Genomic DNA, 23,968 nt, shown 5'->3' with positions numbered 1-23,968 from the left:
GCGAGCGGGCTATGCGGGCATTCTACGCCTTAGCGATCGAAGCTGATCTCGCCATCCGGCTCCGTGATGCTGCGCAGCTGGGCGAGGAAGCGGGGCCAGTCGACGTGCTCCGCATGGCCCACCACCTTTAGCCGCGGCAGTCCGCGGCCGCGCAGGATGAGGTAGCCAGGCAGGCCCGTATCGTCCGTGACGGCTTCCAGGCCCGACATCAGGCAGACGCCGTCCTGTAGGCGGCAGCCCAGGCGCAGCTCGTCGTAGGCGAAGTCCTCGAAGAAGCGCAGGAAGGTGGACGATAGGGCGGCGCTGGCCCCGCCCAGGCTTGCGATGTTGTCCACGGCGCGCTGGCTGATGCGATGGCGGCTGCGATCGCCGGGGCTCGTGAAGAGCGCGCCGTCGAAGCGCAGGGGCGACCAGTTGAGCAGCACCATATCCGTGAGATAGCCGTCGACGCGCCCGTTCATGCGGCCGAAGGAAAAGGTGCTGCTCAGCTCCTCGAGGTCGAGCTGGCGCCACTCGATGTTGGCGCGGGCGATGGCGCGGTTGCCGAAGGGCTCGCGCACGCGCAGGCCGTCGATGGCGATGAGACCGCTGAACACCTCGGCCTCCAGGGTGCCGGCGATGGCGATGTCGCCGTTCTCGTAGGTCACGCTTGGGATGCGTCCGGACAGGGTGCCGGCCAGCGGGGGCCATTCGAGGGCGTGGGAGAGGGCGCGCATGCCGATGGCGGTGAGGCTGGCGTCGAGCTCGATCGTCGGCGGTGCGCTCGAGGGGGTGGGCGGTGGCGTCAGCTGCAAGCGCTCCAGGTGCAGCTGGCCGTCGAGAACGGGCACGTCGATCGGCACCGCGAGGCGCCAGCCCGGGCCGCCTTCGCGCTCGTCGAAGTCCGCGCGCTGGGGGCCGAAGGGAATGCCGTAGACGAAGCCGCCGTCGAAGGCCAGCCAGCGCGGCTGCAGGCGGCCGTCGCCTAGGCGGTCGATTTCGCCGTCCAAGCCGTAGATGGCGAGGCGCCCGTCGCGATCCTCCGCGTAGAGGTCCTCCAGGATCACGTGGGCCTCGCGCAATTGATCGTTCACGATGCGTGCGCTGCCTCGGATCGCGCCCGTGGTGTCGAGGTCATCGAGGTCCGTGCCGGCGAGGTAGGGCTGCAGCAGCACCGCGTAGGCGCCGGGTAGGCGCATCGGTGTGAAGGTGACCGGCAAGTCGAGGATGCGCCAGCGGCCGAGGGCATCGTCGTGGGCGAGGGTGACGCGGCCGGCGTTGCCGCCCTCGATGATGTCAGCCAATGAAAAAGATAGGTCAGTGAGTTCGGCGTTGTGCGGGCTGATGCGACCGGTGGCCGCAAGCGTGCCAGGGTGATCCGCGAGATTGACGTAGATCGGTTCGACGTACGCTTCGCCGCTGGGTGCGGCCAGCTGCAGGGTGAAGTCGACGGCGTCTGGCGTGGGGGTGGAGGAGCTGGTTTCGCCTTCGAAGCTAGCCGTCAGGCCGTCGCTTGCGATCGTGCCTTGGGCGTTGCCTGCGGCGAGTTGGCGCGCCGTGCCGCGAAAGCGGGCGGTAAAGGTGCTGCCGACCCCTTTGGCGTCGACGCGGATGTCCATCTCACCTGCCAAGGAAAAGGCGTCTTCGGCCGCGTTCGGCGCCACCAGTAGGGAATGTGCCTCACCCAGCGGCAGGGCCTCGGCGTCGACGCGTACGGACCACTCACTGCCCGTCAGGGTGCCCTCGATGCGCGCCGCGCCGAGCGCGCGATGCTCCGCGGTGATGCGAAAGCTGAGCGCTTTGCTGGGGATGCGGTAGGCGATGTCGCCGCGCAGGGATCGAAGGCCGGCACCGTCTTGCCCGGGATCGATCTGAGCCTCGCGGCACTGGATCTGCACCAAGCTGTAGTCCAGCCTCGCGCAACGCGCGACGAGGCGGCGCAAGGTGCCGACGGGCGGGGGCAAGGCGATGCGCTCGATCTCCACGCGCCCGGCGGCGCGCCCGGCCTGCGGTGACTCGAGCACCAGCGTCACTCCCTGCGCGAGCCAGCCCGGGCCCTGTAGATCGCCCAGTGTGACCACAAGGGCAAGCTCGTCATCCGGCGCGCTTGCGCCTTGGCCAGCACCGAGCAGCATCATCAGGCCGATCGCCAGTCTCTGCCAGTGCCTCATTCGCTGCGCCGGCGTGGCGTGCGATGCCCGGCGTGCTGTTGAACCGCCACCATGGCATCAGCCTAGCCCACTCCCTCGATGCGGGCGACTGATCCGCGGCGATCGGCCGGTTGGGGTGTCTCAGCTCTCCGCCGGCGCGTAGCGCGGCAGCAGGCGCGTCGCCTGGCGATTGATCAGCACCGAGACGGCCAAGGAGCCGAGGGAGGAGGCGACCAGGACCACGACGAAGATGCTCACGCCACCGAAGGCAGCGCCTAGACGGGGGAATAGGCCCGTCTGCGTGGCGATCTGGCTGAGGAACGCCGCCATCAGGCCGAAGTAGGACCAGCTCATGAAGTAGTAGTGCGAGGTGATGTTCCCGCGCATCACGGCGATGAACCCCGGCACGATGGCGCCCAGGGACATGAGTGCGAAGCCGTGGAAGAGGTTGGGCTTGCCGGACATCTCGTAGGTGCTGAGCGCCGAGGCGTTCACCACCAGCATGGCCAGCAGGTAGACGATGCCCATGGCGCGGTGGGTGGCTGTTCCCTTGCGGCTGAGGAAGATGGCGGGCCCCGCGATCAGGGCGATCACCGCCAGGCTCACGTGCGCGCGGCCAATCCAGTGGTCGGCCCAGAACCAGTCGATCAGGGTCATCGCAGGGTGCCTCCTCAATTGTGGCTGAGCGATGGATCCATTGGAGCGCTGGGGGCGCGGGCGCCGGTAGTGACGCTTGTCATGGCCGGGGGGTGACACATGCGTCCCCCCGCCGTCGGCGCCTAGGTGCTGCTGGTGAGGCCCGCCTCGCCGGCGCGGATGGCCCAGGAGGCGATCGTTCGAACGGGAAGGTCTGGGTTGGCCACGGTGAGGACGGGGTCGGCGCTGCGCTCGACCGCCTGGAAGTCCGTGCGCCAGCGCGTGTCGTCCACATCGCACACGCAGTAGCCGCGGTGCCTGCCTTCGAAGTAGCGGATGTGCGGGTTGCCCGCGCTCACCGTGAGGCCGAGGAGGGGCGAGAGTGCGTCCGGAAAGCGCGAGGTGATGGCGGTGCAGACGAACTCGGCGCCTAGGATCTGCGAGTTTGCGTCACTGAAATCGTGTTTGAGGTCGGCGGCCCATGCGGAGTGGATATCGCCGCTCAGCACGATGGGGTTGTTCGGTCTTGCCGCAGCGATGAAATTCAGTAGGCGCTGTCGTGCGGCAGGGTAGCCGTCCCAGGCATCTGCGTTGTACGCGCCGCCGAAGGCCTTGGTCAGCGCGACGTCCCACTGCATGAGCATGACTTGCTGGGCGATCACGTTCCACGTGCTGGTGCTGTCGCGTAGGCCCGTGTGCAGCCAGCGCTCCTGGGGTGTGCCCGTCAGCGTTGCGGCGGTGGCGTTCATGGCGTCGCTGCACAGCGGAGCGAGGGCGGGGAAGCGGTCATCGCAGGGTTGGTCGGATCGGTACTGGCGCGTGTCCACCAAGTGCAGGGTGGCGAGGTTGCCGTACTGCAGGCGGCGGAAGATCGCCATGCTGCCGTCCTGCGCCAGGCGAACTCGCGGCGAGAGCGGCATGGACTCGCGGTAGGCGCGGTACGCGTTGCGACGTCGTCGGGCGAAGCTCGGCCCATCGGCGGCGGCTTCCGGCACCAGGCCCGCGTAGTTGTTGTCCACCTCGTGATCGTCCCAGGTCACGATGAAGGGGTAAGCCGCGTGGGCGTCCTGCAGGTGGGGGTCGAGGCGATAGAGCGCGTAGCGATCGCGGTAGTCTTGCAGGCTGTGGAGTTCGCCGCCGAGGTGTCGGCGCGCGAGGGGAACGCGCGGGTTTGCCGCGCTCTCGTAGATGTAATCACCCACGTGGAGCACGAAGTCGAGGTCGTCGCGCGCCACGATGTCGCGGTAAGCGGCGAAGTAGCCATCTTGGTAGTGCTGGCACGAGGCCAGGGCGAAGCGTAGGTGCTCCACCGGGGTGCCCGGCGCGGGGAAGGTGCGGGTGCGCCCGATGCGGCTTTGCTCGCCGAGGGCGCTGAAGCGGTAGAAGTACCAGCGGTCGGCGGCGAGGCCAACGATGGGCACGTTGATCGCGTGGCCAGCGCTTGGGTGCGCGGTGGCCAGGCCAGCGACGATCACATCCACCATGTCTGGGTCGCTGGCGACCTCCCACAGCACCTCTACGGGCGCATCGCCCATGCCGCCGCCGTCGAGAGGGTTGGGCGCGAGGCGAGTCCAGAGGGTGAAGCCGTTGGCGTGAGGATCGCCCGAGGCGACGCCCAGGGTGAACAAGCCCGCTTGGCGGATCGACTGCGCCGACCAGCCGGAGCCGGGCAGGCTTGGGAGCACCAACGCGCAGGTCAGCGCCCCGCCTAGGCTGCGGACGATGGTGCGTCGAGCGGAGGAGACTGGGGTGCGGGCTTGAGAATCGGGGCGGGCGGGGCGCGGTGGGCGCCTAGCGTCCTGCGTGGGGGCCATGGGGGGTGGCGCCTATTCTCCGTCGCACGGTGAGCTCGAGTGCAGAGGTCTCAGTCTAGCGGCGCACATGAAACAGCCTGCGTGTTACTAGCGGATAACGGGTCTGTGAAGGATTCGTTAAGGCGGGCCTAGATGTGCGCGGAGTCTTCGAGTGAAACGTGTGTTACCAGCCAGCCCGCTCGCTCGCCTCACCGCGGCGGCGACAGCGTCAACCGGCGCCTGATGCCGGGAGGGCGGCGCGCGGTGGTTCTTGAGCGATCAGCAGTGATCGCTCGATATGCCTTGGCGGAATGGTCGGTTCAGGGGAAGGGTTGGTAGAGGCTGTGCTGCGGTTCAGTGAACCAGGCAGCGCCGGTGTCCGTGATGTAAAAGTGGTCTTCCAGGCGCACGCCAAAGGCGTCGGGAAACACGATCATCGGCTCGTTGGAGAAGCACATGCCGGGTGCCAGCGGCGTCCGATCGCCGCGCACGAGGTACGGCCCTTCGTGGACATCGAGGCCGATGCCGTGGCCGAGGCGGTGGGGCAGGCCGGGCAGCGTATAGTCCGGTCCCAGGCCATGCTCCGTGAGTACGTTGCGGGCGACAGCGTCCAGGGTCTCGCAGGGCACGCCCGGCCCTGCCGTGGCAAAGGCAGCCGCCTGCGCCTTCTTCTCCAAATCCCACACGCGTTCGATGCGCTCGTCCACCTTATCGAGTGCATAGGTGCGGGTGATGTCTGAGTTGTAGCCGTCAAGGGTGCAGCCTGTGTCGATCAGCACCAGCTCGCCCGGCTGCAGCGGCGGATCACCGGGGATGCCGTGGGGATGGGACGTGGCGGCGCCGAACTGGACCGCACAGAAGGAGCTGCCGCTGTCCGCGCCGCCGGCCCGGTGCAGGCGATCGATCTCCGCCCGCACCTCGCTCGGCCGGGCGCCGGGGGCAAGCTGCTCGAAGATCGTGCGGTGCACCTCGAGCGTTAGCTGCTTCGCCGCTCGCATCAGCGCCAGCTCCGCGGCTGATTTGCAGGCGCGCAGCGGCGCGATTTGCGGATATGCCGATGACCAGGCGACCCCGTTGGCGGCAGCGAAGAGCGCATCGGCGTGGCCGTACGCACAGTTTGGGTCGAGCCCGCAGGAGGTCACCCCGAGGTCGGTGAGTAGCCGGGCGACGAGGCCGTGGGGGTCTTCGTGCTCATCCCAGTACACGGCATCGTCGAAGGGCATCGGGACGGAGGCATTCAGGGAGGAGGCCTCGAAGCGGGGCGCGACGAACAGCAGGCGATCGTGGCGAATGATCGCGCAGACCAGGCGCTCCGAGGCGCCCCAGGCGAGGCCGCTGATGTAGCGCAGGTTGGTACCGGGCGTGAGCACCACGGCATCGACGGCCTGCTTGGCCATGCGCTCGCGCAGCGCGTCGAGCCGTCGCGCCCGCTCCTCGTTGTTGATCTTGGGGGTTGTGGTCGCAGTCATCAGCAGCCCGCTTGGTGATCTTCATGGTGCGATGTAAGCACTGGCTTGCGCCGCGGCTATTGGTGGTGACCCCAGCGTCCTGTCCCGTAAGTTCGTTGAAGAATTCGCGGGTACTTTTTGCCCCTAGGCACGTTGCTCCTCCTCCCGTGGGGCCTGCCACCCTCGTCCTCGCGCCGCGCCTAGGAACAAAACGCCCCGTGCGACTTCTTCAACGAAATTACGGGACACGACACTAGCGTAAGCCCTCAGCACCTCGAAGGGTACGTGATCGTCATCGCTGGCTGTAGGCTGGCGGTCTCGGCTAGCCAAGCGGGTAAGCCGATGCCTGCTCGACGCGGCAAGCGCGCGGTGTCCTCGATCCGAAGCGCGCAGACCGAGCAGGTGGTACAGGGGCATGACGGCGACCGCATCAGTCAGTAGCATAGCTAGCAGCTATAGCGTGACTTGAGCTGACGATGGGCGAACATCAACACAACGACCTCCCACGCGTATTCGTTTCTGCGACCCACGAAGACTTGGAGGACTTCCGTCAAGCCGCGGCCAACGGCGTGATCGCCGCCCACGCCCACCCCTCGATGACGCGCTACTGGGAAGCCCAGGGCAAGAAGACCTCCTACGAGATCTGCTTGGACGAGGTGCGCAAGTGCAAGGTGATGGTCGTGATCGTGGCGCACCGCTACGGCTGGGAGCCGGAGCAGCAGCCCGGCCTCGCAGATGAACGCAAGAGCATGGTGTGGCTGGAGTGCGAGGCAGCTAGGGACGCGGGCATCGAGATTCTGCCGATGGTGCTGGATGAGAAGGCGGATTGGCCAGCCGCGAAGAAGGACATTCACGAACTCAACCAGGCGATGCAGCAGGGCACGGCGTCCCAGGCGCTGTTTACGCGCGTCAACCGCGCAACGCAGCGCTTGCAGGCTTTCAAGGATTGGCTGCGCGGAGAGGGCGGTGGGATCGTCAAGTACTTCGCTCACCTAGAGGAATTGGAGGCCAAGGTGGAAGCCGCCGTGCGCGCATGGCGGGACCGCGAGGGCATCGAAGATCCGCCCCACGTGTCGCAAGGCACGGTTCCAAGGGCTTACCTCGAGTGGGTGAAGCGCGAGTACGGCACCGTGGAGCTGCTCGGCCTGGAAGCGCAGGACGCGCACGCCGGCCGTCTGCGCCAGGTGTACGTGCCCGCCGTGACCGATCGGCGCCCGGGCGAAGGCGGCGGCGAGGCAGCGGAGGCATCCAACGCCGACGCCAAACGCCGTCGTTCGCGCGCCAGCGCAGACGGCGAACAGGAAGGCCCTGTGCTACTGATGGAGTGCTTAGGCGAGGGTTCACTGTTCCTCTCGGGTGCCCCTGGTGCGGGCAAGTCCACCTTCGGGCGCTGGGTGGCGTGGACGGTGGCCAATGGCGCCGTGCCCCCGCACGGTATCGCCGCGCCAGAGGACTACGCCGAGCAGCTCCCAGTCGCGCTCGCCGGCAGGTTGCCCGTGCTGGTGGAGCTGCGCGATTTTGAGCCCGATGCCCAGGTGGGCGTACACAAGTGGCGACGGCGCCAGTTGGAGCAGGCGCTGGGGGCGGCCATGGACCGCGCTCATCCGGGCGAGCTCTGCGGGAGCAGCTTCCTGAAGGCGTTGGAGGCTGGCAAGCTCATGCTGGTGCTTGATGGCGTGGACGAAGTGCCGACGGTGCAGGACGTGGGGGCGCGCAAAGCGCATCCCCGCACCTGTCTGCTCACCGGGCTCGCCGATGCGCTGCCCGCATGGGAAGAGGCCGGCAACCGCGTGCTGGTGACGAGCCGCCCCTACGGCCTCAACGACGCGGAGCGGCTCAAGCTCGGAATCCCCTCCGTGACGCTGGTGGGCATGCCACGGCCCCTGCAGACGCTGTTCATTCAGCGCTGGTACGCGGCCACGGATGCGGGTAAGGCGCAGGAGAATACGCAAGGGCTGATCGACCACCTCGCCGGTAAGGCGCACCTTGAGGAGCTCACCGAGAGCCCGCTGCTGCTGACGGCGCTCTGCATACGGTTTGCCCAGGGTCAGCGCCTGCCTGACGATCTGTTCGAGCTCTACGACGGCCTGGTCTCGAGCGTGCTGTACGGCCGCTACCGGGAGGACGGCGCTGCACGCAATCTGGTGCGCCTGCGCTTGTCGGCGATCGCCCACGGCATGCACGTGGGCACCTCGGGCGGCCGCGCCACCCCCTCCGCGCGGGTTGGGCATGACGAGGCAGACGAGCATCTCGCCGCCTTCGCCAGGTTGAATGAGAACGTGGAAGGTGGCCTGGAGGCTGCTCTCGCACAGCCGGCGCAGCGGCGTGAGCAGCTGCTGTCGCGCTCGGGGCTGTTGCTGCCGGCGGGCGACGATCGGCTGCAGTTTTTCCACCTGAGCTTTCAGGAGTTTCTTACCGCGGACTACTTATTGCGTACGCAGCGAACGGACGATCGGCTGCTGCGCGTGATGCGCGAGCGTGGTAGCGAAAAGGCCTGGCGGCCTACGCTGATGTTCTTGTTTACTGGCGTCACGCGCCGAGACCCGCAGTGGGGGTATCAGCTGCTCGATGCGGTGGTTGTAGGGCTGCAGCGCGAAGAGGTGGCGGCCAACCCGTCGCTTGCTGCCTTCGCGGCGCAGTGTGCTGAGGTGTTGCTGAAGAAGCAGATGGCACTGGGGGCGCTGTGGGAGCGGCTGGAGCGGGTTGCACTGGACGCGATCGATGATGCTGTGGAGATCCGAGATCGGCATGTGCTTGCCTTGTCCTTGGGGCGCCAGAGAGACCCTCGGGCGGGCACCGGACTGGATGCGCGCGGGCTGCCCGACATTGGGTGGGTGGAAGTGCCTAGCGGGTCCTATCTGTACGGCGATAAGCGAGAGCCGCGAGAGCTGGAGACGTTTTGGCTCGCGCGTTACCCGGTGACAAACGCGCAGTTCCAAGCGTTCATCGACGCGCGGGGGTACGAAGAGGATCGCTGGTGGGACGGGCTCGCCAAGCGAGAAGCGTCACCCCGAGCCGGTGCATGGGGCGAGTCCAACCGACCTCGAGAAAGGGTGTCGTGGTATGACGCGGTGGCGTACTGCCGATGGCTAAGCGAGGCGCTTGGATTTGAGGTTCGCCTACCGACGGAGTGGGAATGGGAGAGGGCAGCGCGCGGCACGGACGGTCGCGAGTACCCCTGGGGAGCGGAGTACGAGAACGGCCGAGCCAACGTTCTTGACGGCGGCAGGGATGGGGAATTCATGCGGCAAACGACTGTGGTCGGCCTGTACCGACGGGGGCGTTCGCCTTACGGGATCGAGGATCTTTCAGGTAACGTCCGTGAGTGGTGTATGAACGAGTACAAGCAGCCGGAACGGACGCAAATTGGGGGCGATGATCCTCGGGTGTTGCGCGGCGGCTCCTGGCTCGGCGGTCCAGACGATGCGCGTGCCTCGGGTCGGGGCGGGTTCGGTCCGCGCTTCCGCCGCTACTATGTGGGTTTTCGTTTGTGTTGTGTTTCCCCCATCGCCCGCTGAGCGCTGTGTCTCTGCCCACTGACCACTGATCCCCTGCCCCCTGTTGCCGCGGCCGCGAAGGCGGCCGCTCTTCGCGCAAAACCGTGCTGCTACCCACGTCGGCGCGATCGCTGGGCGGACGCTGCCAGGCAAGGATCGCGGCGGCGCTCGGGGTGGCTTGCGTCCGCCTCCTGCCCTGAGGTCGAACTCTCCAAGCACCTTTGCTCGCAAGCGCCAGCTGTCCGCATACCGCACGTGGTTCACCCAGCCCTGCACACTTGCGTCGAACTCGCCGAAGCGGATCTTGCCGGATAGCCACGCCTCGTAGCGCTCCCCGAGCCGTCGCTTAGCCTGCCGCACCTTGCGCCCCTGTACCCGCCGATGGGTCGGGAACCCCACGACCCCTAGCCAGGGGATTCCCTCGGTCACGGGCGTCACCTCAGCGCGCGCCTCGTGCACAGTCAGTCCCAGGCTCGTGAGGAAGTCGATGATCGCCCGCTTCCACGCCCACAGTTCCTGTGGGTTGTTGGAGGACAGCGCGAAATCGTCTACGTAGCGCAGGTAGGCTGGGCAGCGAAAGCTTGGCGTTACGAATGCACCCAGGCCGTGCAAAATAGCTGTTGGATCAGAACTGCGAGGTGAGGCTGCCGATCGGCAGCCCGCGTGGGCGGCAGGCTGCAAAGAGCGGTCCACCTGTTGGAGCGGCTCACGAGAGGGTCGTAGGTGCATTGTCGTACTGGCACGTGCTCGTATGTATGATCTCGCGCGGGCCTAGTGCTCCAAACAGGGCGACGCGCTATTCGCGGCAGGCGAATGCGAGCTATCGGTGCGGAGTTGGCGCTAGCGCCACGGGCCGAGCCTACGGTTCCCCATCGTCGCGACGTCAGGTCTTTTCACCGAAAGGAAGAAAAATGAGCGAGAGCATTGCGCGGATCAAGATGGAAGAGGTCGCCAATCGTCGGACCGCCTATATTGACGTATCGTCAGAAATCGATCTTGGCGACGAAGCGCCCTCACTGCGGAAGATGCCTTGCATCGCCATTGATCTGCGCTGTTTTCTGCCGCTCACCTGGGATGCTATGCACAAGGGAGCGAAAGCTGACTTCAGAGAGTGCTTGGGCTTGGAGGACGCGCCGAACCGCAGCGCAGAGGAGCTCGCGTCTCGCACGGAGTACTCACAGAACAACAGTGTGGTCGGTGGAGAGGGGAACATACCTAACTACGACGTGGCGATGGACCCGATCATGCGAGTGATCGAAGAAGAAGTCGATAGCCCAGAGAACCCAACGCCTCTTGAGGAGGGAGATACGCTTAAGCTCCATCCGCTGAAGCTACTGTACTTTCTGATGAGCATCGAGAGTGAGCGGATCGCAACGGTGGATCGGGATGTGGTCGATCTTCTCTTTGACAAGGTCGCGCTAGCAGCCTTGCTGCCTCATATCTTCTCTTCTGGCACTTGGCCCGTGAACGAGAAGATGGAAGAGCTGATGAACGCGGAAGACATCGCAAGCGCTTTCGATAGCTTATTGGTTGCGAATTGGAGTCGAAGAGACATCCTGTCGTTCCCCGACAAGAGCATCATGATGAGTGCGGACTTGGAGATCGAGCTGGAGCCGGAGTACTGGCGCGGAATGCTGAAGTACGCGACCTATCCGGACGAGAACGCCTACTACGTGTCCTTGTCCATCGAAGACTTGGATGAAATCCTCAGTGATCACCTGAAGGATCAGTTTTCACGTCGAAGAGCCATGGTGACGAGCGGGAAAGAGTTTTGGGAGGCGCTGACCAACAACATGCGCTCCTTAGGGTCCTATCGGCGATCGGACTACGGGTACTTCTATGACGTCATCGACAAGTTCTTTGCGGACAGGAAGCGTCCCCTTTCCTACGGGAAGATTCCATTTCTCGGCGAGGGCAACGAGCCTCCGTTGCCCTATATCGATTTTGTAGACTTGAAGCCTCTGTACTGGCAGCAAGACGCCACCACGCTGTCGACAGAGATGAGAATCGCAAGCACTCGGCACAAGAAGGCGCTGAAGAAGTTCAACGACACCAGCGAGAATGAGCTCGAGGCACTCAATAGCGCAGAGGAGGAGTTGCGCCGAGCGATCGCCCATTGGAATCGCGCCAAGACGGACTTCGAAAAGCTCTCGCAGGAGGTTCAGAAAGAAGGGTATGAACTGAAAGTGGATGCGCAGCCCAACGAACAGGCGTTCAGTCTTGATGGAACGTACCAGCTGACCCGCAAGAAGACCGTCATTTACGACGTTCGCGTGAAGAAGAGAGAGCGCCGCTTTCGGACGAAGGTGGATATGGTGCCGATCCGTAAGTGCAAGAGAACTCGAAAGAAGTTTCTTGGCTTCACGTACAAAACGAAAACGAGGTGCTTTACCCAACTAACACCAAGGCACAGAAGGGTACCGTTTACGCGTAGTTGGTACGTGGTGGAGCGGCGCTCGAAATCGGTACCCGAGGTAGTTGCGGTGGATCACCAGCCCTTGGAGAACTACCTGAACCAAGCCGTTTCTGTGGCCAGCTTCTCAAGTCTCGACCAAGCGAAGGTATTCGCCGAGAAACACCTCCCTGGGGTGGTCGTCGATGCCAATACCAAAGAGATTGCAGGAGTTACAAACGGCCACAAGAAAATTTTTACCTTCTCAATAGTCGACGATCAGTACATTAGTGAAGAGGGGCGCACTCTTGATTCAATCCTGAACGAACTGGATGACAGCTCACTGGCAGAGCTGAATAGTGTGCTGTTCCTGATTCCAAAGATGATTCCGATGACGTCGAGTGAGTCGCGCCTAGAGGGGTACTATGCGGTACACACACCTTCCTTAGGGCGAGGAAGTCTGGATGAGCCTAGGATCTACCTGCAAGAAAACTATTCGGTAACGGTGGGTCGAGAAGCGGGGCACTGGATGGGCAAGCTATCGCATGTCGAGAGTCTCTTTCCAGGCGAAAAGCGCGTCATCAAGCTCGGCGTTGAGCGATCCGAGGAGATCATTCAGTCACGCGAACAATCGGAGAATGAGAAAGTCTCGAACTCCAAGAGCAAAGAGCTAGAGGACCGGCTTACCGATTCCTTCGAACAGGAGAAGGAAAGGAAATCCACCAAACGATGGAATGCGAAGGCGAGCGGTGGCGCCAACTTCGGTGTTTGGAAGGCCGGCGGTAGCGCGGGCGCTTCGGGGGAGAGTTCGGATCGCACCAAGGAAGTGAAGAAGAAGGTCAGTCAGTCGCTTGAGAAGGTCGCATCAAGCTACTCACGCGATAAGGAAGTCAATTTCCGCGCCAACTTCAGCCACACTAGCACTAGTGCATACAGTCGCGAGGAGACCAGAGAGTTCTCTAACATCAACCAGGGGAGATCGGTGAACTACAAGTTCTTCCAAGTCATGCAGAAGTACCACATGAGCATGTCCTTGAGAGGCCTAAAGGTCGTTGTTGAATACAGCGATGAGTTGATCCCTGGACTAGACGTCAGTCAAATCGAGGTGTATGGGCTCGACCAGTTGGAGCAGTTGTTCCCGGAGATAATCGAGGAGCAGCGTAGCGCCGTGATCACCTCGGTGGAGCGCTACATCAAGGAGCGTCATAAGGAAAGGAAGGTGCTGTACTCAGACGGGTCGGAAGATACTGTCCAATTCCTCGAGCTCGATGAGGAGGAGAGGATTTTGGGTATTGCTTCTGGAAATGTGTTCGATCGGCAGTCGTGGTTTACGAACAGCGGAGCTTACACAGTTGAAACGGAAGTGAGTTCCGAGAAGGCCACGGAAGACTATATCGATCAAGCGCGTGACGCCGAGATTGAGAATCAACAGGCGCACAGCAAGAAGATCGAGGCCCAAGCCAAGGCGATCGAGGCGGGGCGCGTGGTGCTGCCCGACGGTGTGGATACGATCAACATGACGCTAGCGGGTGAGCATCCTAGCCTCGGCAAGGCGGGAGAGGCCTAGGGGCATGTCGTTGCTGAAGAAAAAGAGGGAACCCCTTGATGTCGATCAAGCGCTTGTAGGTAAAGGTCACCGTGCCCTCGAGTTTCCCTCTGTGCTTAAGCCCAACACTAATCTCAAGGCCGGTCCGGTGCCCCTTTTGGATCCGGAGGCATTCGCCGACAAGAAGGCGAAAGCGAAGGTGTTGGTGGCGAACTTCGTGGCTAAGTTTCAAGACAAGGAGAAGAAACTCACGGGTGGCTGGGACTTCTCCATCGCAGAGTTCGAAACGAGCATCCTGGAGCTCATCACGAGTAGCGATCAGGAAAAGGACCTGATCCAACAGGGAGCACACAACTTATGTGGGCCCGCTGCCTTCTTGTTCTTCTTTATTAGGCGGGAGGTGGATCAGTTCTCGCGTTATGCGATCAGTTTGTTCGAAACACACGCCGCCATGATCGGCCGAAATCGCGTCAAGGCCAGTCGGAGTCTTGTTGAGCGAAAATACGATGCGAACTGGGGGATAGAGACTCACCGCGGCAAGAGGCGCAACAATCAAGTGGACTGGATGTGCTTGTCCGCCATTAGGGACCATTTCAACCTGTTCGGATACCGAGGCGTGGAGACGCGTGATGCGATCGTGCTCTGGAGACCTGTGGTGGAAGCATCGGGCATCACCACCCCATCGGAGATTGAGCACTGGATGAAGGAGTGGGGGCTCTACACCACAGTGATCAACGATACGAACGCCATTCAAACCAAGGGGGTCGAGCACCTTCTGGCCTGCGAAGCAGGTAGCGAGAGGGATGTGTGCTGCCTGATCGAGGGAAGCATCATGGGCGCCGATGTGGGCAAGTTTGGCGACCTATTGCCTAACCACTGGATCAACCTTCTTGAGGTGAAAAAGGAGAACGAATCGTCAACGCGGCTGCGCTATGGCACTTGGGGCGCGATAGAGGAGCGAGTCTTCTCCAACGAAGATCTTTCCCGAGCCTACTACGGCTACGTTGCTGGGGTACTGTAGTGAACTGATTCGGATGTCACCCGAGATCTAGCTTGAAGAAGAGCGAGGCTGTGGCATCAGAGATCGCAAGGGCGCCTTCGGCAAAGACAAGCGTCCGCTGTGTAGTCACGTAGTGCTCGTGGCCGTTGGTGTTACATGGCCCTCACACGGCGCGCGACACGAAGCACCCGTGGAAGCCCAGCGGCAACACCCGGTCCATATGGGCAAGCGCCACGGGGCCTTCAGTCAGCCGCCCCGCATCCAGCACGTACGCGCCCGACCGACGCTTTGCGAGATCGAGGAAGGTGCCTACCAACCACCCCTCCCCAACGCCGCCCGACGGCACAAACAGGGGCTCCTCCACGATGTACTGATCGCCGAATACGAACCGTTCGACCTCACCGGACTGCGGCATCACCCGAACCACCGCGTTGGAGAACGTGGCATTGGACGCATCGCCGTGCCCCACGCCGAACACCGGTGAGGTGCCCCCTGCGGCCCGTGCGTCGGTCACCGGGAACTCCATGAGCTCGCCGGTGGACTCGACCCGTAGCTGGCCGTCGCGCTGCGAGGCGCGCATGGTCGCCAACGTTGCGCGGGCAAACTCGGGGTAAGCGGGGGTCGCGTGCTGCGAGCGATCGAGCAGGGCGAACATGCCGCTGTGCATGACGCTGGCGTCCTCGTAGAGGCACAGGCGCATCAGCACATCTTCCCCCTCGTCCCAGGCGTCGGCGCAGTGGAAGGTGAACCCTGGCGGCGCCTCGAACCACCGCTGCCTCGATAGATCGTTCTTGTCGACGATCAGCACTCGGCTGCCTACGTCCGCGGTCCAATGGAAACTGTCGACGAAGGTGTCGGCGCCGTGCTCGAACAGATGCGCACCGATATAGAAGATTAGGTGCCGCTCGCTCATGGCGAAGCTGTGGAGGTAGCCCGGCACCTGCGTGGGGATGCCCTGTGCCTCGAGCACGGTGCCGTCGGTGTCGATTCGGTATACGAATATCGTGCCCGAACGGCCTGCATAGGGCGCGCTGCCGAAGTTCCACAGGGTGCCGTCGTGCTCGCGCAGGGGGTGCGCGGAGAAGGGCATGTGCTGGAGATCGTCGCGCCAGTCCTTGCGGCCGAGCGTGTCGAGCGTGTTCGGGTCCAGTCGGTAGGCGGAGCCGCCCTCCCAAAGGGCGAGCAGCTCATCGTTCCACGGCAGCAGGGCCGTGTTGGCGACGTTGCCGGAGTCGTTGTTGCGCCCGCCGGTGGCCTGCGCCAGCGCCGTGCCGGCGGCGTTGTAGAGGAAGCGATCGGCGGCCTGTTCTTCGCGGTACTTCGCCGTCTGAACGAAGCGACCGTCGTGCACGATCGACTCGGCGCCGAAGCGAAAGCGCTGGAGCATGCCGTCGCCGTCGAACCAGTGACGGTAGCGCACGCCGGCACGCTCGAGCCGCGCCGGTCCGTTGCGGTATAGCGCACCCCCCTGCAGGGCAGGCGGCAGACGCCCCGTGACCGACAGCGCCCTGGGCTCGAACGCATCTTGCGTCACGCCTCGCCAGCCGAGGGACCAGTGTGCGGGCCCTGCGCTCGAGATCTCGCCGCCGCGGGCGAGCAGGGGGGTGCTCGCCAAGGCGAGCCCGCCCTGAATGAAGGTACGTCGGTGCATGTGGATCGACTCCCTAACCCGCGCGCTAACGCAGCTTGATGGTGATGCTGTTGGTCCCGTCTTCGGTTACCTCGAAGGCGGCGGCGTTGAAGGCCGGTGGGCCGAAGCGGCCGCCGTTGTTGCTAAAGCCGTACCCCTCCTTGGGTAGACCCATCATGTTGGTGTCCAGCTCACCGTTGCCGTTGGCGTCATGGTAGAGCCTGACTGCGTAGGTGCCGGCGGGCACGTCATCGAACGCCGTACGCAGTTCGCTGCCCTCCACGGCCACGCGCACCGCCCGCATGGGCTGCCCGCCGTTGTCGAATGCCTCGGCCGAATCGAATATGGCCAGCATGATGTAGCCCTTAGGTTCGTCGATAGACGTTACCTGCACGTCCAACGAGGCAGCGTGGACGCTGGCGCTCACGAGCGCGCTGAGGGCAAGCAAGGGCGGGCAGGTGGTGGCGTGACGCATCGGTCGGCTCCTTGGGTGTGAGTGGGTGTGATGCCAAGGTATCCAAGTGCTGCGCGGTGAACATGTGCCGGAAGTCATGATGTGGTGGCGGCCGTAAACCTTTTCCTGTTCGTGCCGATAACGACAAATAGACCGGGAAAAGTGAGGCACTTAGCGTGATTGAACTGAAAGGCCAGTACAGACTGGTAACGCGTAGCGATTTTGACGGCCTAGTCTGTGCGGTGTTGCTCAAAGAGCTAGATCTGATTGACGACATTACGTTTGTACATCCAAAAGACATGCAGGACGGTGCGATTGAGATCACCGACCGCGACATCACCACTAACCTGCCTTATGTCGAGGGGGTTGGCCTAGCCTTCGACCACCACGCTAGCGAAGGCCTTCGAAACGAGGCGCGTGAGAACCACATCATCGAAGTCGACACGCCCTCCGCGGCGCGGGTTGTGTACAACTACTTCGGCGGCGCTGATCGCTTCCCCAGGGCCTGGGACGACATGATGAGCGCGGTGGACAAGGCCGATGCGGCGCAGTTCAGCCGAGAGGAGATCCTGAACCCCACCGACTGGGTCATGCTGAACTTTCTGATGGATCCCAGAACCGGCCTCGGCCGCTTCCGGGACTTCAGAATCTCCAACTACAACCTAATGATGGAGCTCATCGACTACTGCAAGAGCCACACCATCGAGGAGATCATGCAGCTGCCCGATGTGGTAGAGCGGGTGGAGCTTTATCACGAGCAGAAGGAGCTCTTCGAGGCCCAAGTCAGGGCCTGCAGCGAAGTGCACGATGAGCTGATCATCCTTAATCTAAAGGACCAAGAGATCATTCATGCGGGCAACCGCTTCATGATCTATGCCATGTTCCCCCAGTGCAATCTCTCGATTCATCACATGTGGGGCTTCCGCCAGCAGAACACGGTGTTCGCCATGGGTAAGTCGATCCTGGATCGAAGCTCCAAGGTGCATGTGGGCGAGCTAATGCTCTCCTACGGTGGCGGAGGGCATGCGAACGCGGGCACCTGCCAGGTGGCGAACGAAGACGCCGAGACGGTAAAGCGAGAGCTCATCGAGAAAGTGCTTGCGGCCGATCCGGAGCGTCGCCGCAGCATCGCGGTCTGAGTCGTCGAGTATCGCAGATACGGCCGGCAGTGACAGTTCACTGTCCGGCCAGACTCCTCAAGCTCGGCGAGCAGCGAGCGCTTCTCCGAAAATCCTGCCAGGAAGCTCCACACCAGCAGTTTACTGAGCTCAGCGTTCGGAACCGGAACGAAGTCGCCCAAACGACGCCGATCGGGAAGCCGATCCTGGTCCACGCGGTCTCGTAGAGGGCATGTGGGGTGAGGATCTTCAGGTGCTGATTTGCTGCACAGCGTCGCCCGAGGTGGCATGCCAAGGCCTACAGGTCTTGGCACGTCCCACGGAAACAGTATTCTGCATCAGAATCCGTTAGGAGAAAGCACCCGCCTGAACCGCAACGTAAGGGGGAGCTAGGCGTTGAGCCGTTGGGATTTACGTCTTGGCAAGACCCGTTGTAGCAGTAGTCAGCGTCCCCGTTGCCCACCACCATGCAACCCGCGTCACCGCACGCCACGTTCGAGTCAGGCGTAGTGCCGTTTGCCTGGAGGTCTTGGCAGACGCCGTTGTAGCAGTAGTCGGCGTCACCCGTCCCCACCACCAGGCAGCCGGCGGCGCTGCAGGCGATGCTGGAGGATACCGAGGAGCCGTTGGGGCTGGCGTCGATGCATGACCCCTCGAAACAGTAATCGGCGTCGCCGTTGCCCACCACGATGCAACCCGCTGTTCCACAGGCTGCATTGGACGATGGTGAGCCGCCGCTCACGTTGAGGTCTTGGCAGACGCCGAGGTAGCAGTAATCGTTCCACGCGATGCAGCCCCCGGCTGCGCAGGCAACCCCTCTGGCGTTGGCCGCAGACTCAACGTCGCCAGGTTGTCCCGGTGGCCCCTCAGGTCCCGTAGGGCCAGGTAGGCCTGGGACGCCTTGTATTCCCTGGATGCCCTGAGGTCCTTCCGGCCCCGTCTCGCCCTGCGGACCCGGTTGGCCCGGAGGTCCTGCGACGCCTTGGGCGCCGGTCTCGCCTTGCGGCCCTGGTTCGCCCTGAGGGCCAGTATCGCCCTGAGGGCCAGGATCACCCTGAGGGCCAGGATCACCTTGAGGTCCGGGTTCACCCTGAGGTCCGGGTTCGCCTTGCGGTCCGGGTTCGCCTTGCGGTCCGGGATCGCCTTGAGCGCCCATCTCGCCTCGAGGTCCATCTTCCCCTTGGGGACCGGGCGGACCCATCGGACCCACCGCTCCGACCGTGAGTTCAAAGCTGTCAAACTGGAGAATGTCGTTCGTGCCCACGATCTGGGTAGGCGCGTCAGGCTGATCCACTGTGTTGACGGTCAGCAGGTAAGTACCGGCGGCAATGCCTGGCGCAGAGGCGATGATCTCGGTGCTGCTGACGGATTCGATAGCGAGAGCCTCGCCCCCGAGGGTCACCGCTGGGAAGGCGCCGTTGTCAAAGCGTTCTCCGCGGATCACTATCTGGCCCGTCTGCGTATCGTTCCACACGTCCAGAATCGTCAGGTTACTTTGGCCGCTGTCTCGGCCGCGAAGCGCGACATCGTTCTCGATGAGTGTCGGAATTAGCTGGGCGCTTACGGGGGTGAGAATAGTCCCTGCAATGGCGAGTACGCCGACTAGATGCTTGAACATGGCCCGTCCTCCTTGGGTTAGGCCTCCGCCGATCGCGTAATGGCGGAGGGGAACTCATGCGAAACATGGGTGCGCGCTACGGCTAGGCGCTGGGTAGCTTGCAAATTGCCTGGATCTACTACTGTTGTGCCAAGAGCAACGCGTAATTCGCACCGGCTCTAGCGGAGCCGAGCAGGGAGAGTCTGCGAGCGGAGCTCGTCGCTGAAGGGTGCTAGCGCGACGGTCCACTGCTTCCCGGCGGCGTCACGCAGGACCCGGCACGCAATACTCTCGATCGCAACAACGTCACCTCCATCGCCCTGGAGATCCACCGCGACTGCTTACGTGATCAAGCAGACCGGGCCTACCCGAAGGTGTCCCGCCTACTTGAGGGCGGACCGCTGGGTATCTCCGTTGCTACCACCGCCTGGCTGCAGTCCATTGCGGGCGACCTAGCCATGGCGTTGTCCGATCCACGGGCCGCCGCCGGTCGTTACCGGGAACCCCTCGAACTCGCCGAGTGCGCCCAGGTACGCGCGGCCCTGTTGGACGCGCGTCTCGCCGACGGCGATCGCGACGCGGCCCGCGCCACGGTGGGCACCAGTTCATCGCTCGCCCTTCAGGTTTGGGCGCTGATGGTGGTCGACGCTACTGGGCGCGAACACTGCGTCAGCCACGCCATGAGCAGTTCTGCGAGTGGATAGTCGAGGAGGACTGGACCCACTCGCGTGAGTTGGCGCAGCGCACTGGTGCATCGGGGGAGCGTGTGCAAGCACCGTGCGCGTCGCCTGCGACGGCCCGTCGCGCACACGACCCAGGAGCGAGTCACCTCATCTGCGCTGAACAGTACCCACCCGTCCAGCCCCGACGCTGACCAGTGCCGTCGCGAACAACCAGAAAGCGGCGGGTAGGGGTATCGGCGCCACCAGCAGGTTATCCATCGAGAACGTCACGTTGTTGGCCTGTACGGAGGTGAGGCCGCGAAAGTCACTGCCGAACGCGAAGGTCTCAAAGTCGACGAGCGGACCGCTGCCGTCGATGATGCCGTCGGTGAGGAAACTCGTCGTGACCGTCGATCCATCGGGTTTGAAACCGGTGAAGGAGATGGTCGTCGGTGACTCGAAGACCGTGCTGTACTCCGCCAGGTCCACACTCAATACATTGAATAGGCTGGAGTCGCTCATGGCGAACGACAGGCTGCCGAAGACGGCGACCTGCAGATAGCCGCTGCCGTTGTCAGGGAACGAGCCGACCCCGCTGTCGGTGCTGGCGAACCTGCCGGTAAACGTCATGCCGCTTTGGGTGAACGTGGATTCCACTCGTGATCCGCCGGGCAGGGTGGGTGGGTCGAAGGTGATCTGCACCGAGGCTGCGTGGAGCGAGCCCGACAAGGGCAAGAGTACAGCGGCTGCAATGAGTCTTTTCATTATTGTTACCTGATGGTTTTCTTGGAGAGGTATCTCCCGCGTCCAGGCCTGAGTCTATCGTCTGTAGGGTGCCGCCGATAGCGCAGGTCGCCACGCCTGGGAGTGACGGTGGCAGCTCCCGGCGCGCACAGGCCATCAATCGTCTAAGGGAGAGCGAATGACGTGGGTAGGCGCAATCGGTAGCATGGCCATCAGCCGTCTTGATTCCCGAGCCACCCATGAGCGATAAGCCAGACACCCAACGCCCAAGCGTATTCGTCTCCGCCACCCATGAAGACCTGGAGGACTTCCGCCGGGCCGCGTCCAACGGCGTGCTCGCCGCCCAGGCCCACCCCTCCAAGACGAGCTTGTGGCCGGCCCAGGGCAAGAAAACCTCCTACGAGATCTGCCTAGACGAGGTGCGCAAGTGTGACGTGCTGGTGGTGATCGTGGCGCACCGCTACGGCTGGGAGCCGGAGCAGCAGGCCGGCGCCGCCGAGGCACGCAAGAGCATGGTGTGGCTGGAATGTGAGGCGGCGAAGGCCCAGAACATCGAGATCCTGGCGATGGTGTTGGACGAGGAGGCGGACTGGCCACCCGAGAAGCATGACCGTCACGAACTCAACGAGGCGATGAATCAGGGCACCGCCACCCCGGAGTTGTTTACGCGGGTCAATCGGGCGACGCAGCGCTTGAAGGCCTTCAAGGAGTGGCTACGAGGCGAGGGCAGTGGCATCGTCAAGTACTTCACTCACGTGGAGGAGCTGGAGTCCACGGTGGAAGCGGCCGTCCGCGCGTGGCGCGAGCGCGAAGGCCTAGATCTCCCGGCGGACGCTTCCCACAACGTGGTCCCCAAGGCTTATCTCGATTGGGTCAAGCGCGAGTACGGCACGGCAGAGCTACTCGGCCTAGACGCCCAGGGCGCGCACGCTGGCCGCTTGCGCCAGGTCTACGTACCCGCCGTCACGGATCGGCATCCGCGCGAAGCCGGTCCCGCATCGATGGAAGCGTCCAACGCCGAGCTTGCGCGCCGCGGGTCGCCTGACGGGGCGGACGGAGGCGAACCGGAAGGGCCTGTACTGCTGATGGAATGCTTGGGCGAGCACTCCCTGTTCCTCTCGGGAGCGCCGGGCGCGGGCAAGTCGACCTTCGGCCGCTGGGTTGCTTGGATGGTGGCTAACGGCACCGTACCGTCTCACAGCATCCCCGCGCCTGAGGACTACGCTGAGCAGCTGCCCGCCACGCTCGCGGGTCGGCTACCCGTGTTGGTCGAACTGCGCGACTTCCGCCCCGACTGTCAGCCCAGCAAGCTCAAGTGGCGACGGGCCGAGTTAGAGCAGGCCCTAGCCGCAATCCTTGACCGCTCTCACCCCGGCGATCTGTGCGGCAGCACCTTCAGCAAAGCGCTAGGGGCCGGGAAGCTTCTGCTGGTGCTGGACGGCGTGGACGAAGTGCCCACGGTGCAGGACGTTGGAGGAGGCACGGCCCATCCACGGGCCTGTCTGCTGAGCGGCCTGGCCGACGCGCTGCCAGCGTGGCAGGTCGCTGGCAATCGCGTGCTGGTGACGAGCCGCCCTTACGGCCTCAGCGTTGCAGACACTTCGAAGCTAGGTATCCCCTCCGTCACCCTGGCGGGATTGCCCACGCCCCTACAGGATTTGTTCATCCAGCGGTGGTATGCGGCCACGGATGCGGGCAAGGCGCAGGAGAACACGCGGGGGCTGATCCGCCATCTCGCGAGCAAAGGTGATCTGAAGGAGCTCACCGAGAGCCCCCTGCTGCTCACCGCGCTTTGCATTTTGTTTGCCCAGGGGCAACGCCTGCCGGATGACCTGTTCGAGCTTTACGAAGGACTGGTCACGAGTGTGCTCTACGGCCGCTACCAGGAGGACGGTGCTGCCCGCAACCTAGCACGACTGCGCTTGTCCGCCATCGCGCACGGGATGCATGTGGGTGCATCGAACCAACGCGTAACCCCCTCCGCACGCGTAGGGAATGACGAGGCCGACGAGCATCTTGCCGCCTTCGCCAAGCTGAATGAGAACGTTGAAGGCGGCATGGAGGGGGCATTCGCTGAGCGCGCGCAGCGGCGCGAGGAGTTGCTGTCGCGATCGGGTCTGTTGCTGCCGGCGGGTAACGACCGCCTGCAGTTTTTCCACTTGAGCTTCCAGGAGTTTCTGTGCGCGGATCACCTGCTGCGCACCCAGCACTCAGATCAGCAGCTGCTGCACGTGATGCGCGAGCGCGGTGGCGAGAAGGCGTGGCGTCCCACGTTGATGTTTCTGTTCACTGGGGTGACGCGGGGAGATCCCCAGCGGGGGTATCGGCTACTCGATCAACTGGTGCAGGGGCTGCGGCGTGAGGAGGTGGCTGCCAACCCGTCGCTCGCTGCATTTGCGGCGCAGTGTGCCGAGCTGTTGCTCAACAAGAAGTTGTCGCTGGGTGGGTTGCGAGAGCGCTTGGAGCGCGTCGCGCTGAACGCGATTGAAGACGCTGCAGAGGTAAGGGATCGCCAGGTGCTGGCCCTGTACTTGGGGCGGCAGGGGGACCCGCGGGCGGGCACTGGGGTGGATGCGCGCGGGCGGCCTGACATCGAGTGGGTGGAGGTGCCTGGCGGTTGCTTCCTGTATGGCAAGGATCGAAAGCCGCGAGAGCTGGAGACGTTCTGGATGGCGCGCTACCCGGTGACGAACGCGCAGTTTCAGGCGTTTATCGACGCGCACGGTTATGGTGACGAACGGTGGTGGGATGGGCTCGCCAAGCGCGAGCACTCGCCCGCAGCGGCCAGATGGCACGAGGCGAACCGACCGCGAGAGACGGTCTCCTGGTACGAGGCGGTGGCGTACTGCCGTTGGCTGAGCGATGCACTCGACATTGAGGTGCGTTTGCCGACGGAATGGGAGTGGGAGAAGGCTGCGCGGGGCCCTGATGGCAGGGAGTACCCGTGGGGGCCTGAGTACGAGCCCGGTCGCGCCAATCTGCAGGATCGGGATGCTGATGCGGGTGGGGAGTTCATGGGGCAAACGACTGTGGTGGGACTGTATCCGCAGGGGCGTTCGCCGTACGTGATCGATGATCTGTCAGGCAATGTTTTGGAATGGTGCCTAAACGAGCGTAAGCACCGGGAGAAGACGCAGCTTCGCGGTGATGCTCCACGGGTGTTGCGCGGCGGCTCCTGGATTGTGCTAGTCGCGACCTGATCTGACAGTTATCGACCTCGATGGCCGTGCAGTTGTCAGATCAGTTCAGCGAACTGACTTTGCTCTCCCACAAGCCGCGACCATCCACCAGCGTCTGCATGGGCGTCCGTCCGCAACACATC

At 63.7% G+C, this 23,968-nt stretch carries 14 protein-coding genes; 6 read left to right on the top strand and 8 right to left on the bottom strand.

Features of this window, described 5'->3' with window-relative positions:
* Nucleotides 1-29 precede the first annotated feature (29 nt).
* The 4 genes from AAGA68_22615 to AAGA68_22600 form a co-directional block, all read right to left on the bottom strand.
* Entirely contained in the window at nucleotides 30-2,150 is a 2,121-nt protein-coding gene (locus AAGA68_22615; protein ID MEM9387864.1) for a hypothetical protein, read from the bottom strand.
* 120 nt (nucleotides 2,151-2,270) lie between these two features.
* A complete protein-coding gene (locus tag AAGA68_22610) occupies nucleotides 2,271-2,786 on the bottom strand; it encodes a DUF2306 domain-containing protein (GenBank protein ID MEM9387863.1) in 516 nt (171 codons plus the stop codon).
* 122 nt (nucleotides 2,787-2,908) lie between these two features.
* Complete coding sequence (locus AAGA68_22605) at nucleotides 2,909-4,579, bottom strand: alkaline phosphatase D family protein (GenBank protein MEM9387862.1); 1,671 nt, start codon at nucleotides 4,577-4,579, stop codon at nucleotides 2,909-2,911.
* Between the two features lie 299 nt (nucleotides 4,580-4,878).
* Entirely contained in the window at nucleotides 4,879-6,027 is a 1,149-nt protein-coding gene (locus tag AAGA68_22600; GenBank protein MEM9387861.1) for a Xaa-Pro peptidase family protein, read from the bottom strand.
* A 455-nt stretch (nucleotides 6,028-6,482) separates the two neighbouring features.
* On the opposite strand from AAGA68_22600, the gene AAGA68_22595 reads away from it, so the two are divergent.
* The 3 genes from AAGA68_22595 (at nucleotide 6,483) to AAGA68_22585 (ending at nucleotide 14,462) form a co-directional block, all read left to right on the top strand.
* The gene (locus tag AAGA68_22595; GenBank protein ID MEM9387860.1) at nucleotides 6,483-9,524 is read left to right on the top strand and encodes an SUMF1/EgtB/PvdO family nonheme iron enzyme; all 3,042 of its coding nucleotides are present in this window, start codon (nucleotides 6,483-6,485) and stop codon (nucleotides 9,522-9,524) included.
* Nucleotides 9,525-10,414: 890 nt separating this feature from the next.
* Nucleotides 10,415-13,462, top strand: coding sequence for a hypothetical protein (locus AAGA68_22590; GenBank protein MEM9387859.1), 3,048 nt, complete (start codon nucleotides 10,415-10,417; stop codon nucleotides 13,460-13,462).
* Between the two features lie 4 nt (nucleotides 13,463-13,466).
* The gene (locus tag AAGA68_22585; protein MEM9387858.1) at nucleotides 13,467-14,462 is read left to right on the top strand and encodes a hypothetical protein; all 996 of its coding nucleotides are present in this window, start codon (nucleotides 13,467-13,469) and stop codon (nucleotides 14,460-14,462) included.
* Nucleotides 14,463-14,604: 142 nt separating this feature from the next.
* Here the strand turns inward: AAGA68_22585 and AAGA68_22580 are convergent, their stop codons facing one another.
* Nucleotides 14,605-16,092 carry a carotenoid oxygenase family protein gene (locus AAGA68_22580; GenBank protein MEM9387857.1) on the bottom strand — a complete coding sequence of 496 codons (1,488 nt, stop codon included), beginning with the start codon at nucleotides 16,090-16,092 and terminating at the stop codon, nucleotides 14,605-14,607.
* Between the two features lie 25 nt (nucleotides 16,093-16,117).
* On the bottom strand, nucleotides 16,118-16,546 hold the full coding sequence (locus tag AAGA68_22575; GenBank protein MEM9387856.1) for a DUF2141 domain-containing protein: 429 nt from the start codon (nucleotides 16,544-16,546) through the stop codon (nucleotides 16,118-16,120).
* Nucleotides 16,547-16,701: 155 nt separating this feature from the next.
* Here AAGA68_22575 and AAGA68_22570 point away from each other — a divergent pair, with 155 nt between their 5' ends.
* The gene (locus AAGA68_22570) at nucleotides 16,702-17,664 is read left to right on the top strand and encodes an exopolyphosphatase (GenBank protein ID MEM9387855.1); all 963 of its coding nucleotides are present in this window, start codon (nucleotides 16,702-16,704) and stop codon (nucleotides 17,662-17,664) included.
* A 277-nt stretch (nucleotides 17,665-17,941) separates the two neighbouring features.
* Here AAGA68_22570 and AAGA68_22565 read toward each other — a convergent pair whose 3' ends face one another.
* Nucleotides 17,942-19,261: an IPT/TIG domain-containing protein gene (locus AAGA68_22565; protein MEM9387854.1), complete on the bottom strand. Its 1,320-nt coding sequence runs from the start codon at nucleotides 19,259-19,261 to the stop codon at nucleotides 17,942-17,944.
* A 353-nt stretch (nucleotides 19,262-19,614) separates the two neighbouring features.
* Between AAGA68_22565 and AAGA68_22560 the strand changes: the two genes are divergently transcribed.
* Entirely contained in the window at nucleotides 19,615-19,944 is a 330-nt protein-coding gene (locus AAGA68_22560) for a hypothetical protein (protein ID MEM9387853.1), read from the top strand.
* Between the two features lie 126 nt (nucleotides 19,945-20,070).
* Here AAGA68_22560 and AAGA68_22555 read toward each other — a convergent pair whose 3' ends face one another.
* Nucleotides 20,071-20,667, bottom strand: a complete 597-nt coding sequence (locus AAGA68_22555) for a hypothetical protein (protein MEM9387852.1) — start codon at nucleotides 20,665-20,667, stop codon at nucleotides 20,071-20,073.
* A gap of 218 nt (nucleotides 20,668-20,885) precedes the next feature.
* Here AAGA68_22555 and AAGA68_22550 point away from each other — a divergent pair, with 218 nt between their 5' ends.
* Nucleotides 20,886-23,846: an SUMF1/EgtB/PvdO family nonheme iron enzyme gene (locus tag AAGA68_22550; GenBank protein MEM9387851.1), complete on the top strand. Its 2,961-nt coding sequence runs from the start codon at nucleotides 20,886-20,888 to the stop codon at nucleotides 23,844-23,846.
* Nucleotides 23,847-23,968 lie beyond the last annotated feature (122 nt).

This window comes from Pseudomonadota bacterium (assembly GCA_039193195.1).
Classification (GTDB): domain Bacteria; phylum Pseudomonadota; class Gammaproteobacteria; order Steroidobacterales; family JBCBZW01; genus JBCBZW01.
This window is presented reverse-complemented; position numbering and strand designations above follow the sequence as displayed.